The organism is Brevibacillus sp. FW306-2-1A-C05A (genome assembly GCF_058781555.1).
The window spans coordinates 64,343-79,018 of the sequence record NZ_JBYSWV010000006.1 but is presented as its reverse complement, the minus strand read 5'-3'; the positions used below and the strand labels follow the sequence as shown (position 1 = coordinate 79,018).

The window sequence follows — 14,676 nt, the reverse complement described above, 5'->3', positions numbered from 1 at the left end:
GCTGTTTACTCCTCCAACATCGGGATCTTGACGCCTTTTTCCTTCGCGGTGCGAATCGCCAGCTCGTAGCCGGCATCCGCATGACGCACGATGCCCATCCCCGGATCGGTGGTCAGGACGCGCTCCAGTCGGCGGGCGGCTTCCGGCGTGCCGTCTGCCACGATGACCATTCCCGCATGCAAGGAGTAACCCATGCCGACACCGCCGCCGTGATGGACAGATACCCAGCTCGCTCCGCCTACCGCATTAATCATCGCATTCAGGATCGGCCAGTCGGACACCGCGTCGCTGCCGTCCTTCATCGCTTCCGTCTCGCGGTTGGGCGAGGCGACGGAGCCGGAGTCGAGGTGGTCGCGGCCGATGACGATCGGCGCTTTCAGCTCGCCGCGCGCTACCATGTCGTTGATGATCTGGCCAAACCGCGCGCGCTCGCCGTAGCCCAGCCAGCAAATGCGGGACGGCAGCCCCTGGAACTGAATGCGTTCCTGCGCCATGCGAATCCAGTTGCACAGATGCGTATTGTAGGAAAACTCGCGGAGAATCACTTCGTCGGTCTTGTAAATGTCCTCGGGATCGCCGGACAGCGCGACCCAGCGGAACGGCCCTTTGCCCTCGCAAAACTGCGGACGGATATAGGCGGGCACGAAGCCAGGGAAGCGGAACGCCTCCTCGACGCCTTCGTTTTTCGCCACCTGTCTGATGTTGTTGCCGTAGTCAAAAGTGACGGCTCCTTTTTCCTGCATAGCCAGCATGGCGCGAACGTGATTGGCGATGCTCGCCTTGGCGCGTCTCTCATACTCCTTCGGATCGCGCGTGCGCAGCTCTGCCGCCGCTTCGAGACTCATGCCTTCCGGGATGTAGCCGTTGAGCGGATCGTGCGCAGATGTCTGGTCGGTCAACACGCCCGGGATGAAGCCCTTGGCAAGCATCGCGTTCAGCACTTCCGGGGCATTGCCGAGCAGCCCGATCGAAATGCCTTTTTTCTCCCGCTTGGCCGTCTCCGCCATCTGGATCGCTTCGTCGAGGCTCTCTGTCATCACATCGAGATAGCGCGTATCCAGTCTGCGCTGGATGCGGGTGCGGTCGACCTCGATGTTGATGCTCACGCCGCCGTTGAGCGATACGGCCAAAGGCTGCGCGCCGCCCATGCCGCCGAGCCCGGCCGTGACGGTGATCGTTCCCGCGAGCGTGCCTGCAAAATGTTGGCGGGCAAGCTCCGCAAACGTCTCATACGTGCCTTGCACAATCCCCTGGCTGCCGATGTAAATCCAGCTTCCGGCTGTCATTTGCCCGTACATCATCAAGCCTTTTTTGTCCAGCTCGTGGAAGTGCTCCCAGTTGGCCCAGGCTGGCACCAGGTTGGAGTTCGCGAGCAGCACGCGCGGCGCATCGGTGTGCGACTTGAACACCGCCACCGGTTTGCCCGACTGGATCAGCAGCGTCTCGTCGCTCTCCAATGTTTGCAATGTTTTGACAATCGCATCGAAACATTCCCAGTTGCGCGCCGCTTTCCCGATTCCGCCGTACACGACCAAATCTTCTGTGCGCTCGGCCACGTCAGGGTTCAGGTTGTTCAACAGCATGCGCAGCGCCGCTTCCTGCACCCAGCCTTTTGTATGCAGCTCGGTCCCCGAGTATGCCTTTATCATCTGTTCAATGGATTGTGTCGTTGTCATCGAAAATCCACCTGCTTTCCGTAGAATGTGTATCTCTTGGCTTTATTGTAAAAGCGCCGGGAAACGCAAAAAAGGCACCATGCTTTCGATTTGGTGCCTCTTCTTTCGATTGCTTCAGGCAAAACAGATGGAATTTTCGAAAAATCTCCCTTTTCTTTCGATTTCTATCTTTTCTTTTGATTTCGTAACAAACGTGGGGTTGTACCCGTCTTTTCCTTAAAAATTTTACTAAAGTAATTGGCGTTGACGAACCCGCTGCGCTCCGCCACCTCCTGCACGGACAGAGCCGTTTCCAGCAGCAGCCGCTGCGCTTCCTTCACGCGCATCGCCGTCAAAACTTGCCGGAAGGAGCTGCCCTGCTTTTGCGCAAACAGCGTGCTGAAGTAAGCCGGACTGCGGTCGACGTGCCGGGCGACATCCTCCAGCCGCAGAGCCGGGTCGGTATAGCGCCCTTCCATGTAGCGCATAGCCTGCTCGATCACGTCTGCCCTGCCCTCGTCGCTGCGGTCGTTTGCGGTATCGAGCAGTTGGTTGATAAACAAAAGCAGCTCGGTTACGATGCGATACAAAATCGGCGCGTACAAAATCGTCTCGAATACGCGGTGGTACCCCTCTTCCAGAAAGGCGCTGTCCAGCCCGTGCGACTTCATGTAGCGCCTCACCTGGGCCAAAATGCTCGTCAACCGAATGCGCAACAGTCCCGGCTCGGGATACGGCTCGTCCTTGTAAAAAAAATGCGCGTACAGCCACTGCTTGAGCTGCTCGCGATTGCCGCTGTGCAGCATGTCGATCCACGCCCGCTGCTCGGCTGGCGTCAGGAACGGATCAAGCATCGTCCAGTTGACCTTTCCGTCGACCATGCTCACCTGCCGATAGCCTTTGAAAAAGCGCAGTTGCAACGCCTGGCTCGCCTGCTCGTATTTTTGCTGCAAGCTCTGTCCGGCGTCTTCCGCCTTGTAAATGACGAGAAACAGCGGGGCGTCGCTCGTCGCCTCCCAGTCCATCAGCAACCGCTTGCCAAACTGGTGCCACTGCGGCCAGGCAAGCGCCGTCTCCGCGGGAAAGACGGCGACAATCGCGTCACCTGTCGGCAGCAGCACTGGCTCGTCGCGAAACGGATAGTCCGCGAAAAAACGCAACAGCTCCGGGTGTCTTTTCGCGTCTTCCAACTGCGCGAGCATGACCGTATGTCCGCCGAGCGGCGACTGCCCCGGCAAAAACAAGTCGCGGTACGAAATCTCCCCGCGCCGTCCCTGGATGCTCCCGGCCCCCTGGTCGATGCGCGCGTCCCCTGCCCGCTCCTGACAAGAGCGCGTCAGCACGCGGCGGATGTACTCCGGGGTTTGCGGCTTCAGCCACAGGTCGCGCGCAGACAGCTCGATGCCTTGCATCGCCCGCTCGAACGTCGCTTCCGAGGTGGTGACGAGCACCGTCGGCCGATACTGGGCAACCAGCAGCTTCAGGCGCTCCCAGTGCGCCTTGTCGATCATGTCCAGCTCGATGCAGACGACCTCGGGAGTATGCGATTCCATCGCCTGAAACAGCTCTGCCGTCGTCCCTGCGCTGTGCACCTTGTCGTACGGGATGGCGCAGCTTGAGACGAGCCAACTGAGCCCTGCCCGCTCTGTCGGGTCCCTGTCCGCAATCAGCAAACTGGGCATTTGCAGCACTCCTTTCCCCGCTTTGTCCAAAAAATGCGACAGCTCTTTTGGCAAACAAAGGTTGCCCTCTCGCGGACAACCTTTGCTCCTTGCTCTATTCTTGTGTCTTAAACGGGTTTTCGATCATCGTGCCCATGATGTGGTCGAGCGGAATAAAGCCGATGTCCCGGGAATCCGTGCTGTGGTTGCGGTTGTCTCCCATGACGAAAATGTGGTCTGCGGGCACCTTCCATTTGCCGTCAGCCACGTACTGCATCGTCTCCTTGATATACGGCTCCTCGAGCGCTTCGCCGTTGCGGTACACCTGGTTGTTTTTGAACTCCAGCACGTCGCCCGGTCTGCCGATGACGCGTTTGACGTACATCGAATGGTCTTCTGCCGTGCCCGTCAACAGCGCCACCAACGGATGGCTGAGGACATCGTCCAAAAAGGTCCGCTCGCGCTCCACGCGGCTGTCGATGACCACGATTTCGCCGTAGTCCGGCAAGTACGAAAACGTATGCGGCAGCTTGGACACGTATATGCGCTGCTGATCCTGCAAGGTCGGGTCCATGGAATGACCGTCAACCTTGTAAGGCTGAAACACGAAGATTCCAAGGACCAGGGCGAAAACGACTGCAAAAGCAATCGAACGAATCCATCCCATGATCTCTTTCATTGTGCAATGCCACTCCTCTCTTGCTTCTTCGTTCCCCCTGCTCTCTACCCACCATCATACCATAAAATGCGGCCAATCCAAAAAGCCGGTCCCCTCCTGGGCCGGCTGTGCCGCAAAACGAGACGACAGCAAGAGCGCCGGGCGAATCAGGACAGCCCGTACTCCCGCACTTTTCGAAACAGCGTAGCCCGACTGATGCCAAGCAGCGCCGCCGCCTCCTCTTTGCGGCCGTTTCGCTGCCGCACCTCCTGCATCGCTCGGGCGATCGCGGAGCGCTCCAGCTCTTTGAGCGTGACGATTTGCTTTTGCCCGGCCCCACCACCGTTTTCCGTCCACGCCTTCTCAGTGGCCGCAGCCGCCTGCAACTGCATCATCTGAGCGGGCAAGCTTCCGACCTGCACCCAGGCCGTCGCCTCCATATTGACGGCGTACCCGATCACGTTGGCCAATTCGCGGACATTGCCCGGCCAGTCGTGGCAAAAGAGCAAAGACCGTGTGTCCTGGGAAAAACCGCAGATCGCTTTGCCCAGCTTTTTCGCGTACGTCGCCAAAAAGTCGTTTGCCAACGGCAAAATATCCTCCCGGCGCTCGCGCAAGGAGGGCAAGCGGATCGGGATGACGTGCAGACGGTAGTACAAATCGAGGCGAAACAGCCCGGCCGCGACCCGCTCCTGCAAATCGAGATGGGTCGCCGCGATAATTCGCGCTTCGACCGGAACCGTTTTGCCGCTGCTCCCGAGCCGCTGCAGCTCTTTTTCCTGCAGCACCCGCAACAGCTTGCCCTGCAAATGCAAAGGCAAGTCCCCGATCTCGTCCAAAAACAGCGTTCCTTTGCCTGCCGCTTCGAACACGCCGGGCTGCTGCCGGAAATCGCCGCAAACGCATCGCCCGTTTCAGCAGCCGTCACCCGTCTCGCCATCTCGACGACCTCCTGCACATCGTCCAGCGTGATGACCCATTCCTTGATCGTGTCGTCCAGTTGGATCGGGCGAATGGCGAACAAAAACGACTTGAGTACGCCGCCCACCGCCAGGAAGACCGCTTACGAATCATTCATGGAAGCTCTGTCGCACTTGTCTTGACAATTCGTCCTATAAAAAAACGCCGTCTCGTTCACTTTCTCCCAACAAGAACCGTAAACTCGACAGAAATCTCTCCGCCCTCCAGCTCATGCGCCTTTGCCAGTTGCTCTGGCTCGGCCCCCCACGTCAGCGGCGTCATCTGGATCAGCGCCGCCAGGCTCGGCTGATCCAGCCGAAACGAATACGCCACCCGCTCGCAGTCGATCAGCGAAAAGCTGGCGGCGAAGCGCTGGATCGTCGCTGCATTGGAATACGTCCGGTTGCCCGGCTGCACATAAAGACACTCGCGCAGCTCCCGCAAATATCGCTCGCCCGGCACGACCTTGATGACGAGCCCGTCTTTTTTCAGCATTCGCGCAAACTCCCGCGTATTGGGCGGCGACAGCACGTTGAGGATGGCCGCAAAGCGATTGTCGGCAAACGGAGCATTGGCCAGATCGCCGACGCACCAGATCAGCTCGGGATGCGCCTTGGCCGCGAGGGCGATTCCCGCTTTGGACAGATCGACACCAGCGCCGACGAACGCGACTGGCTGCCGCGCTTTCACCTCTTCGCGAATGCGAGCCAGATGCGAGCCTTCGCCGCACCCGGCATCCAGCACAGACAACGGCTCGCCGCTCGTCGCTGCGTACTCGGCGAGCTTTTCACTGACGGCGGCGTGCAGCGGTGAAAAAAAGCCTTTCTCGGAAATGGTTCTTCTCGCCAAAAACATTTCTTGCTCGTACTTCGATCGGTAGCCCGCATTCGCCAGGTGCACATAGCCGTGTCTCGACACGTCGAAGCAATGGCGATTGGCGCATGCAAGGCTGGCTGTATTAGCTGTATGGATGAGCGTCAGCGCCCCGTGGCAAACCGGGCATCTAAGCATCCCGCTATGCCGGGCCAGCAGTTCGGCCTGCCGCTCTTTTCTGGTTGGAAGCATAAAAAAAAGCACCCCATTCATTCGTAATCGGTGAATGAAAAAAGGCACAGTCAAATAAACCCCGGCTCTCCTTTGGAAAAAACGAGCGGGATCAGGCTAGACTGTACCTTTTCTTACCGATAACGCATGAATTGGGGGCTCATACTCATAGTGGACGACACTCCTGTCAAAATCTTCACGGGGGCATGTCACCCCCGTATCTTTCATTATACAACAGATCGCCCAAGGCTGGCGCGCTTTTTTACATCCCCTCCCCCGTCAGCCGACTGCTGTGGACGAGCATGACCTGATCGTATTTCAGCATGATCGTCCCTGCTTCGTAGTCGCCGATGTTCGGCTTGCTCGCCTCTTTTCGCAAATTGCGGAACAGGGCGGCGACGGCGTTTACGCCGCTTTCATGCGCATGGGGATAGCCGCCGCCAAAGCGCGGATTGATCTCGGAGATCGCGTACTGGTCCCCGAGCAAAAAGCAGTCGATGTCGAACGGCCCGCGAAGCGGCAAGACGGAGACGAGCGACGTCACCAACGACGTCAGCCGCTCGTCCCGGATCGCCAGCGAGCGGTCTGTCTCGCCTGCCCGCATGCGCATTTTTTTGCGCGTAAACAGCGTCGTCAGCTCGCCCGTGACGAGATCGGCGTAGCCGTCCACGCCGTATTCCTCCGCCTGCAAAAACGGCTGGACAATCAGCTCATCCTTCTTATGGGCGAACGCGGCAAGCTCCGCCTCTTTTTCCATACGGACAAGGCCGAGGCTGGCGCTGCCCTTGCGCGGCTTCGCCAATAACGGATAGGTCAGTTCTCCGCAGGCAAGCGCTGCTCGCGCCTCTTCCAGCGTATAAGTAGGCACGCATGGAAGCCCGTGGGCGCGCAAAAAATCGCAGGTCCCCTTTTTGTCGAGACACAGGTTCACCGCATCCAGCCCGGAGACGACGGCCTGCACGCCCAGCCGCGAAAACCGCTCGGCATGGGCGGCGAGCACGCCAAGCTCGGGATCGATCAGGGAGAGCACCGCCTTGATGTCATAGCGCAGGCAAATTTCCTCCAGCGTCTGCACATACGCCGGGTCGTCGATGCGCGGGACGATCTGCCTGTGATGGGCGGCGAACAGTGCAGGAGCGGTCGGGTCGCAGTCCGCCGCGATTATTTTGCCCGCGCTGCCCCACTCCCGGACGAAATACTCGATCAGCTTGACCCTGCGGCCTACGCTCGTCAGCAGCACGTTCATCTACTCGTATCCTCCTGCTTGCCAGCCTGGAATTGAAATTCATAGAGCGACTCCGGGAAAAACTCCGCCAGCGTCTCTTTGCGCCTCGCGACGACGACATCGCGGCCTGCCTTGGCCAATACAGGCGGCCGCTCGCGAATAAACGGCGGATTGAACACGAGCGTGTACGCCCCTGTGTGCCCGAACACGAGAAAATCTCCCGGCTCCGGCACTTTGCCGCGAAAGCCTTGCAGCAAGTAGTCTTTTTCCATGCACGTATAGCCTACTACGTGGTACGTCCCTTCTCTTGCCTCGCTGCTTTGTGTCACGACGCTTACGGGAAGCTGGTACGCGTGCATGGTCGGCTTGATATTGTGGACACTGCCGTCTACAAGCACAAAGCGCTCGCCGCGGTTCTCCTTGACATCCACGACCTGGCAGACGAACTCGACCGCGTCGGCCACAAGCGAGATGCCCGGCTCCAGGATGAGCTGCGGCAGGCGAGTCGTTTCTGCCAGTTCGTCTTTGAGGACAGCGGTGATGGCGAGAGCGTAGTCGTCAAAGCTCGGAACGCCGACCATCCCGAACGTGGCAGGCAGTTCGCCGTAAAACCCGCCTCCGATGTCGATATATTCAAGCTGCTCGCCGAGATGCGCTTTGCCCAGTCGGCACAGCTCGCGGGCAATCTGCCGATACACCCCTACGCTACGGTTCGTGGAAAAATGCCCGTGCAAACCCGCGACCCGCACATTCGGCACGGCAGCCAGCAGCGTGAGCGCTTGGGCGAAGCGGCCGTTTTCCACGCAAAAGCCGAAGCGGCTCACACCGTAGCCGTTTTGCAGCGGACTGACGCCGCCGCGCGTCAAATCGAAATTGACGCGCAAGCCGACGCGAACCGTCTGTTCGGGATGCTGTCTCGCGTAGGTGAGCACAGGGGCAATCTCCGAAAACGAGTCGAGATTGACCAGGCTGCCCAGCTCCAAGGCGAGCCAGATGTCTTCCGCCGTCTTCAGCGGCCCGTTGAAAATGATCGCGGTCGGCTCGACGCCCAGCTTCAGCGCGAGATCGTACTCCAGCCTGGAGACGACCTCCGCCAGTGCCCCCAGCCGATGCAGGCATTGGCACGCATACGGCAAGTAGTTCGTCTTGTACGAGTAGCCGACGCTCACCTGTTCATACCGGCTGGAAAAGGCGCGGGAAAACCGCTCGTAATTGTCGCGAAGTCTGTTTGTATCGAGCAAAAAGAACGACGACTGACAACGCTCTCTCCACGCCGCAAGCTGCTCATAACTGTACATGGCCCAGCTCCTTTGCACGTCCTCGTCCTGACAGGCACTGTCTGATAGCCGCGATGACCCGCTCCTGCTGCTGTTCGCTCAGGCTCGAGCCGGAAGGAAGGCAGACGCCCCGCGCATACAGCTCATCGGAGACGCTCTGCTCTGGCAGATGCGGGTAATAGCGGCACCCGGCAAACAACGGCTGGCGGTGCATCGGCTTCCAGACCGGGCGCGCCTCGATGTTTGCCCGCTCCAACGCGTCGATCAGTTGCCCCGCCGTAACCTCTGCCTGCTGCGGATCTACCGTCAGCGCCGTCAGCCAGCGCGTCGCCCGCCCTGTCGGAGCCTCCGGCATGAACGAGATGCCGGGAAGCTGCCGTAGCTTTGCTTCATAGCGCTGGCAGACGCGCCGCCGTGCCGCAATGCGCTCCTCCAGCACCCGCAGTTGCCCTCTGCCGACCGCCGCGAGCAAATTGCTCAAGCGATAGTTGTAGCCCATCTGCTCATGCTCGTAGTGACGCACCCGTTCGCGGGCCTGCGTCGCCCAAAAACGCGCCCGCTCCAACGCTTCACGATCATCCGAGACGAGCATCCCCCCGCCGGAGGTCGTAATGATTTTGTTCCCGTTGAACGAAAACGCAGCAAAATGCCCGAGCGAGCCGCTCATTCGCCCTTTGTAATCGGCCCCGAGCGATTCCGCCGCATCCTCCACGACCGTCACCTTGTACTCTTCGCACAGCGCAAGCAGCGGGCCCATGTCGGCGCTTTGCCCGTACAAATGGACGATCACGACCGCTTTGGGCAGCTTCTCCTGTCGGGCGGCTTCCCGCAACGCCCGCTCCAACGCGACTGGCGACATGTTCCAGGTCGCTTCCTCGGAATCGATGAAGACCGGAGTCGCCCCCAGGTACAAAATCGGGTTGGCGCTCGCCACAAACGTCAGGCTGGAGCAAAAAACGGTATCACCCGGCCCTACTCCCGCAAGCCTCAGCCCGAGATGGAGCGCCGCCGTGCCGGAAGAGACGGCAAGCGCCCCCTTCACGCCGACATAGCGGGCCAGCTCCTGCTCAAACGCGTCGACGTGTTCTCCGAGCGGCGCAATCCAGTTGGACGCAAACGCACTGGCGAGCAGCTCCAGTTCCTCTGTCCCCATGTGCGGCGGCGACAAAAAAATGCGTGAGTGTTCCCCCATCGTTACCCTCCCCATGCCCGGTAGGCTGGAAAAAAAGCTCCGGCCTCCGCGCGGTCTGCCTGTCTTTTTTCGCACAACACCCGGTAAGCTGCTTCATCGTGCACTCTTTTGCCCATCCAGTACGGAAAATGGTTCGTTTTGGAAAACGATGCCTTGAAGCGGAACAAGCCGTCCCCGTCGCGGTTGCCCCCGCCGAGCAGCAAATACTCCAGACCGGCTTCCTTGGCCCGCTGAATCATCGCATCGAACAACAAATGGTTGATCCCGAGCGGCATGTCCGCCTTGTGCGAAGCCCCGAGCTGATAGTGGGCATAGCGGTTTCCACAGAGCATGATCGCGCCTGCGACAGCCATGTCCTCGTGCATGGCGAGCAGGAGGCGCGGCTTGCAGAGCGCGGTTTCCTGGAGCAGTCCTGCAAAAAATTCATTTTCATAGTAATAGGATGGGCCGGCAAAATTGCGCTCCATCGTCTCCCGGTACAGTTGCATAAACGCCCGCAAGCCGGCCTCGCCGCTCGCTTCCACGATGCTCACCTCGTTGGCGACCGCTTTTTTCATGTTGCGCCTGACGTTTTCGCTGTACTGCGCGCGAATTTGCGCGAGCGGCGGCCGGACATCGACGGCGACAGTCGTCCGCACCAGATCGAGCCGCATCTGCTCGCGAAACCGCTCGGCGTTTTTCTCCAGCGGATGAAAGCGCACCGTTTCCGTCACGTAGTTTTGGCTGCGGCAATAGGCGGAAAACTGTGCGGAAAACGACTCTGCCCCCGCTGTCTTCGGCCAAACATGCGGACCGCCGTAGCCGATGGAGACGATATCCGCATACCCCGGAAGCAGAGCGTCGAGGGAGCGGACCAGGTAAGGGTAAAAAATCTGGCAGCCCCCTTCGGAAAAAAACACCGCCTCCGGCACGCCCCCTTCCCTTTCGGCGTAGAGGCTCACGTATTCTTTTGCATAGGAAATGTCCACATGCTTGCATGGACGCAAATAAGCTGTCCAGTCATCCTGATTCGTAAGCACGATCAAACTCACGCATTTCCCTCCTAGCCAGCTCCGCCTGTTTGCTCCCGGTGAATTTTTCCATCGTGACGCAACCTTCGTGACTGATCCCCGTTTTTTGCAAAACCCGTTTGACCGTTAACAGCAAAATTTTCAAGTCGAGCCAAAAGCTGCGATTTTCCACGTACCAGACGTCCAGCTCGAATTTTTGTTCCCACGTGATCGCGTTTCTCCCGTTGACCTGCGCCCAACCCGTAATGCCTGGCAAAACCTCGTGCCGCTTCATCTGGCGGGGCGTGTAGAGTGGCAGGTATTCCATGAGTAGCGGCCTCGGGCCGACCAAGCTCAGTTCGCCCCGCAGCACATTCCACAACTGCGGCAGCTCATCCAGGCTGTACTTTCGCAACATCATGCCAAAAGGCGTCAGTCTTTGGGCATCCGGCAGCAATTGTCCGGACGCGTCGCACTGATTGGTCATGGTGCGAAATTTATAAATGGAAAAAGGCTTTCCGTATCGGCCCGGCCGCTCCTGGACAAACAAGACAGGAGCGCCGAGCTTGAAGCGAATCAAAATCGACAGCAGGAGCAGCAGAGGTGAAAAGACGAGCAACAGCGTCAAAGCTACCAAACGATCAAACAGACACTTCATGCCGCCCCTCCCTTTGCCTGCTCCAACTCGCAGCCGCCTCCTCCATGCTCAAACTTTGCATCCCGTACTCGCTGCGCAGCTTCGCATAATACTGCAGCAGCCGCTCCAACATCCGAAGGTTTTCCGTGAGGTGGCTGCCAAAGTTCTCCGGATGCCACCACAGATGGTACAGTCGGCGATTTTTGGCCGCAAAAAGCAGATCGCGCCGGAGCCTGCCCAGCCGGACGTTTTCCAGCCAGCGCAGCCGCGGCGAATACGGCCGCAAAAATCGGCTCGCCGGGACATCGACTAACCCTTCCTGGCTTGCGGAAAGCGGCTCGTACGCGTGATGCCCGCTCAGATTGACGTAGGCGTCGGCAAGGCGCAAAGCCCGTTTGAGCAAAGTGTCTTGCGCTCCCGGGCCCGCCTCGTACATCCACGACCGCTCGTTCCCGCGATACGCGGCGAACCCGTGCTGCTTGCAGACAGCCAGATAGGAGGACGCGAACTGATTGCGCGGAAAGACGATGCTGGTCGGGGCGTACCCTTTCTTGCGCGCCACTCTTTTGAAGGCGGCCAAATCTTCGGCAAACGTTTGGGCGGTCTGTCCCGGCTCCAGGCAATAGTAGTGGGAGTGGGTATGGCTGCCGATGTACTGATGCGGGCAGGAGGAAATCAGCCGGATGAGGGATGGGGCGTAATGATACGGGTCCACCTGCTCGCGCGCGCCAAGCGCTCCCGACTGCACGTAGCGATAAGGCGACAGGTTCGGATCGGCGTAGTCCGGCAGCTCTTTTGGCAGCGTGCCGATCAGCTCCTCGCGCGTCTCGCAGAACAAGAAGCCTACCGTCGCCCAGGTGGCGTGAATCTCGTACTTGTTAAACAGCTCCAGAATCGCCGGGATCACCTGACGAGTCCCCTGCAAGTTCTTCTCGCTGTCAGCTAGCGTCCGCTTGTCGCGAACGCCCCAATACAGCTCAAAATCAAGGGATATGACCAATGCTCCTGTTTTGCCCAAGCCGTTCGTCAACCTCCTTTTCCGTGCGCGGCGGCTCTGTCTTGGCAGCGAGCAGCGCTGCAAACAGCTCGGCCTGCCTCGCGAGTACGTGTTGCTCGTTAAAATGCTCCTCCGCCAAATAGCGGCTGTTTTGTCCGTACGCTTCCCTCAGCCGCGCGTCGCAGGCGAGCTTTTTCAGCGCCTTGTACAAATGCTCGGACTGCTTCGGCTCCACCAAAATCCCGTTCACGCCGTCCGTCACCTCTTCGCGGCAGCCGCGAATGTTCGTGGCGACAATCGGCTTGCCCATCGCCATCGCTTCGATAATCGAGCGGGGCAACCCTTCGCGATGCGAAGGCAGGACGAAGATGTCGCTTGCGGCGAGCAGTTGCGGGATGTCCTGGCGAAAACCAGTCAGGACGATTTGCGGATGCTCGCGGCAATGCTCCCGTAGCGCCTTGCCGCGCTGGTCCCGTTCGCTGTCCGACACGTCCCCGACGAGCAACAGCCGCACGCGGCCCGACTCTCGCGCAAGCCTGGAAAACGCGTCCAGCAGCTCGAAAATCCCTTTTTCGCCAACCATCCGCCCTACGTAGGCGATGACGAGATCGTCCGCGCCGATTCCAAGCGCCGAACGCACCTCCACTGCTTCCTCCGGCGACACCGCCTGCGGATGAAACCGCCGCTCGACATCTACCCCGTTGCCGAGATGCATGATTCGCTCCGGCGGCGAAAAGCCGTCCTGCACGCTCAGCTCGTAGTCCTCCCTGCTCTGCAATAGCAAATAGTCTGTCAAATGCTTCGCGAACCACTTTTCCACGGCGTAGTACAGCCGGTATTCCCCTCGGCTCATGCCGTCGTGAAAATAGTAGCCGTGAGCCGTGTAGACGACCGGGCTGACTCCCGCGAGCCTCGCTGCCACCCGGCCCAGCACGGCCGCAACCGGAGTGTGGACGTGCACCGCGTCGTAGCGCTCCCGTTTCATCAGCCGATACAGCGCCAAAATGGAACGCAGGTTGGAGAGCGGCTCGATTTTTCGCTTGATCGCGATCGGCCAGAGCATGAGCCCCTTGGCCCGCAACGCCTGAAAACGCCCGGTGTCTGTGCAAGCCGTATGCACTTCATGGCCTTCCTCCGCCAGCTTCTGGATGAGCGGCAAGAGCAGACTTTCCACCGTTTGGTCAATTGCGCATATTTGCAAAATTTTCCCCATGCAGGTCACCGCCCTTTCTGATGGAGCCAGAGCTTATCCCGGCTGTCACACAATAGAGCGCCAGCAATATCCAGAACAGCGTCTCCCGGATTCCGTTGTGCGTCAAACCGTACACGATTTGAAAAAACAGCGGATACCAGGCGTAGAGCCGATGACCGCGCACCCCGGCGTACAAGAGCAGGAAAAACAGCAGCGTGCCCACGAGGCCATACGAGAAAAACAGATTGGCGACCGTGGAGTGCAATTCGAGGGCGATGCTGCTTTCAAACCGCTCGTACTGCCCTTCGCCTGCCCCGAAAAACATGTACGCGGGATGGTTCGCGATCCGGTCGTAGCCTCTTGACGCCAAGTTGTCGTCGGAGTCCTCTCCCAACGTTTCCAGCCGCTCCTTGACTTGCGTGTACATCGTCGCATCGTGCAGCACGTTTTCATTCGTGTACAAAGAGACGCAAAAAAGCAGAAAAAAGCAGGCGAGCACGCAGACGACGTTTTTCCAGAACAGCCCCGTCCGCTCCTTCGACGAGACGAACAGAAAGGCCGCGTACATCAAGACCGCACTTACAATCGCCGCCTTGGACAAGGAAGCGGCGATCACGCTCAACGAGCAGCCGATGACCATAAACAAATAGATGGCTCGGACGGGAAAGAACCGCGCACAAAACAGGCAAATCCCCAGGCAGAGCAGGCCGAAGTACCCGAGCTGGTTCGGATTGTTGAAAAACAGCGACTGGCGGAAGTCATGCTCCCCAGGCGCCAGCCCGAGCAAGAGCGCAAGCGTCTGGACCGCGAGCGAGCAAGCGACGGACCAGAACAGCCACTGCGCATATGCGCGCGGCTCGAGCTGGCCCAAGACGACGACGGTCAGCAGGACGGCCCCGTTGTACCAGTACCATTTCGTGGACTCGAACACTTCCATGGCGCCGCCCAGCGCAATCGCCCACAGGCCGTTGACCAGCAAAATATCGTACAAAAACGCGAGCGTCAGCAGGACGAAAAACAAATACTTGCGCTGCAACTGGTTGACGCGAAACAAAAAGGTGTAGGCAATGAGCACCAGCATGATAAAATCCGCTATTTGCGGGTTGCCGCTCGGGAAGAGGTAGAAGGGCTTCAGCAGTACGTAGAGGAACAGAAGAACCTTGTCCAGCGAGAGCTTCACGTTGCCCAT

At 59.3% G+C, this 14,676-nt stretch carries 14 protein-coding genes; 1 reads left to right on the top strand and 13 read right to left on the bottom strand.

Translation table 11 applies throughout. The annotated features are described in order from the left end of the window. Positions 1-5: 5 nt before the first annotated feature. The 4 genes from hutU to AC3WJN_RS07035 form a co-directional block, all read right to left on the bottom strand. A complete protein-coding gene (hutU, locus tag AC3WJN_RS07050) occupies positions 6-1,676 on the bottom strand; it encodes a urocanate hydratase (protein WP_007783107.1) in 1,671 nt (556 codons plus the stop codon). Between the two features lie 164 nt (positions 1,677-1,840). Then, the gene (locus AC3WJN_RS07045) at positions 1,841-3,337 is read right to left on the bottom strand and encodes a helix-turn-helix domain-containing protein (RefSeq protein ID WP_007783105.1); all 1,497 of its coding nucleotides are present in this window, start codon (positions 3,335-3,337) and stop codon (positions 1,841-1,843) included. Positions 3,338-3,431: 94 nt separating this feature from the next. After that, positions 3,432-3,995, bottom strand: coding sequence for a signal peptidase I (lepB, locus tag AC3WJN_RS07040; protein WP_007783103.1), 564 nt, complete (start codon positions 3,993-3,995; stop codon positions 3,432-3,434). Between the two features lie 146 nt (positions 3,996-4,141). After that, complete coding sequence (locus AC3WJN_RS07035; protein WP_007783101.1) at positions 4,142-4,846, bottom strand: sigma 54-interacting transcriptional regulator; 705 nt, start codon at positions 4,844-4,846, stop codon at positions 4,142-4,144. Between AC3WJN_RS07035 and AC3WJN_RS07030 the strand changes: the two genes are divergently transcribed. After that, the gene (locus AC3WJN_RS07030; protein WP_162129877.1) at positions 4,784-5,077 is read left to right on the top strand and encodes a hypothetical protein; all 294 of its coding nucleotides are present in this window, start codon (positions 4,784-4,786) and stop codon (positions 5,075-5,077) included. The two genes, AC3WJN_RS07035 and AC3WJN_RS07030, sit on opposite strands and share 63 nt — an antisense overlap. Positions 5,078-5,108: 31 nt before the next feature. Here AC3WJN_RS07030 and AC3WJN_RS07025 read toward each other — a convergent pair whose 3' ends face one another. The 9 genes from AC3WJN_RS07025 to AC3WJN_RS06985 form a co-directional block, all read right to left on the bottom strand. After that, on the bottom strand, positions 5,109-5,999 hold the full coding sequence (locus AC3WJN_RS07025) for a putative RNA methyltransferase (protein WP_035317235.1): 891 nt from the start codon (positions 5,997-5,999) through the stop codon (positions 5,109-5,111). Between the two features lie 241 nt (positions 6,000-6,240). Beyond that, positions 6,241-7,224: an ATP-grasp domain-containing protein gene (locus tag AC3WJN_RS07020; RefSeq protein WP_005828445.1), complete on the bottom strand. Its 984-nt coding sequence runs from the start codon at positions 7,222-7,224 to the stop codon at positions 6,241-6,243. Further along, positions 7,221-8,501: a type III PLP-dependent enzyme domain-containing protein gene (locus tag AC3WJN_RS07015; RefSeq protein ID WP_007783097.1), complete on the bottom strand. Its 1,281-nt coding sequence runs from the start codon at positions 8,499-8,501 to the stop codon at positions 7,221-7,223. Before AC3WJN_RS07015 ends, AC3WJN_RS07020 begins: the two co-directional genes overlap by 4 nt. After that, positions 8,488-9,672, bottom strand: coding sequence for a DegT/DnrJ/EryC1/StrS family aminotransferase (locus tag AC3WJN_RS07010; protein WP_197186933.1), 1,185 nt, complete (start codon positions 9,670-9,672; stop codon positions 8,488-8,490). Before AC3WJN_RS07010 ends, AC3WJN_RS07015 begins: the two co-directional genes overlap by 14 nt. 2 nt (positions 9,673-9,674) lie before the next feature. Continuing rightward, positions 9,675-10,703: a GNAT family N-acetyltransferase gene (locus AC3WJN_RS07005; RefSeq protein ID WP_007783095.1), complete on the bottom strand. Its 1,029-nt coding sequence runs from the start codon at positions 10,701-10,703 to the stop codon at positions 9,675-9,677. Next, entirely contained in the window at positions 10,672-11,319 is a 648-nt protein-coding gene (locus tag AC3WJN_RS07000) for a sugar transferase (RefSeq protein ID WP_005828437.1), read from the bottom strand. The genes AC3WJN_RS07005 and AC3WJN_RS07000 overlap by 32 nt, the downstream gene beginning before the upstream one ends. Further along, entirely contained in the window at positions 11,303-12,316 is a 1,014-nt protein-coding gene (locus AC3WJN_RS06995) for a polysaccharide deacetylase family protein (protein WP_197186934.1), read from the bottom strand. Before AC3WJN_RS06995 ends, AC3WJN_RS07000 begins: the two co-directional genes overlap by 17 nt. Beyond that, on the bottom strand, positions 12,282-13,508 hold the full coding sequence (locus tag AC3WJN_RS06990; RefSeq protein WP_197186935.1) for a glycosyltransferase family 4 protein: 1,227 nt from the start codon (positions 13,506-13,508) through the stop codon (positions 12,282-12,284). The genes AC3WJN_RS06995 and AC3WJN_RS06990 overlap by 35 nt, the downstream gene beginning before the upstream one ends. Further along, positions 13,477-14,676 (bottom strand): O-antigen ligase family protein, encoded by a 1,200-nt coding sequence (locus AC3WJN_RS06985; protein ID WP_492329233.1) that lies wholly within the window; start codon positions 14,674-14,676, stop codon positions 13,477-13,479. The genes AC3WJN_RS06990 and AC3WJN_RS06985 overlap by 32 nt, the downstream gene beginning before the upstream one ends.

Excerpts from the sequence above, each read along its gene's own strand:
- hutU (WP_007783107.1), bottom strand. The coding sequence starts at position 1,676 with ATGACAACGACACAATCCATTGAACAGATGATAAAGGCATACTCGGGG.
- AC3WJN_RS07045 (WP_007783105.1), bottom strand. The coding sequence starts at position 3,337 with ATGCCCAGTTTGCTGATTGCGGACAGGGACCCGACAGAGCGGGCAGGG.
- lepB (WP_007783103.1), bottom strand. The coding sequence starts at position 3,995 with ATGAAAGAGATCATGGGATGGATTCGTTCGATTGCTTTTGCAGTCGTT.
- AC3WJN_RS07030 (WP_162129877.1), top strand. The coding sequence starts at position 4,784 with ATGCAAAGGCAAGTCCCCGATCTCGTCCAAAAACAGCGTTCCTTTGCC.
- AC3WJN_RS07025 (WP_035317235.1), bottom strand. The coding sequence starts at position 5,999 with ATGCTTCCAACCAGAAAAGAGCGGCAGGCCGAACTGCTGGCCCGGCAT.
- AC3WJN_RS07020 (WP_005828445.1), bottom strand. The coding sequence starts at position 7,224 with ATGAACGTGCTGCTGACGAGCGTAGGCCGCAGGGTCAAGCTGATCGAG.
- AC3WJN_RS07015 (WP_007783097.1), bottom strand. The coding sequence starts at position 8,501 with ATGTACAGTTATGAGCAGCTTGCGGCGTGGAGAGAGCGTTGTCAGTCG.
- AC3WJN_RS07010 (WP_197186933.1), bottom strand. The coding sequence starts at position 9,672 with ATGGGGGAACACTCACGCATTTTTTTGTCGCCGCCGCACATGGGGACA.
- AC3WJN_RS07000 (WP_005828437.1), bottom strand. The coding sequence starts at position 11,319 with ATGAAGTGTCTGTTTGATCGTTTGGTAGCTTTGACGCTGTTGCTCGTC.
- AC3WJN_RS06990 (WP_197186935.1), bottom strand. The coding sequence starts at position 13,508 with ATGGGGAAAATTTTGCAAATATGCGCAATTGACCAAACGGTGGAAAGT.
- AC3WJN_RS06985 (WP_492329233.1), bottom strand. The coding sequence starts at position 14,676 with ATGGGCAACGTGAAGCTCTCGCTGGACAAGGTTCTTCTGTTCCTCTAC.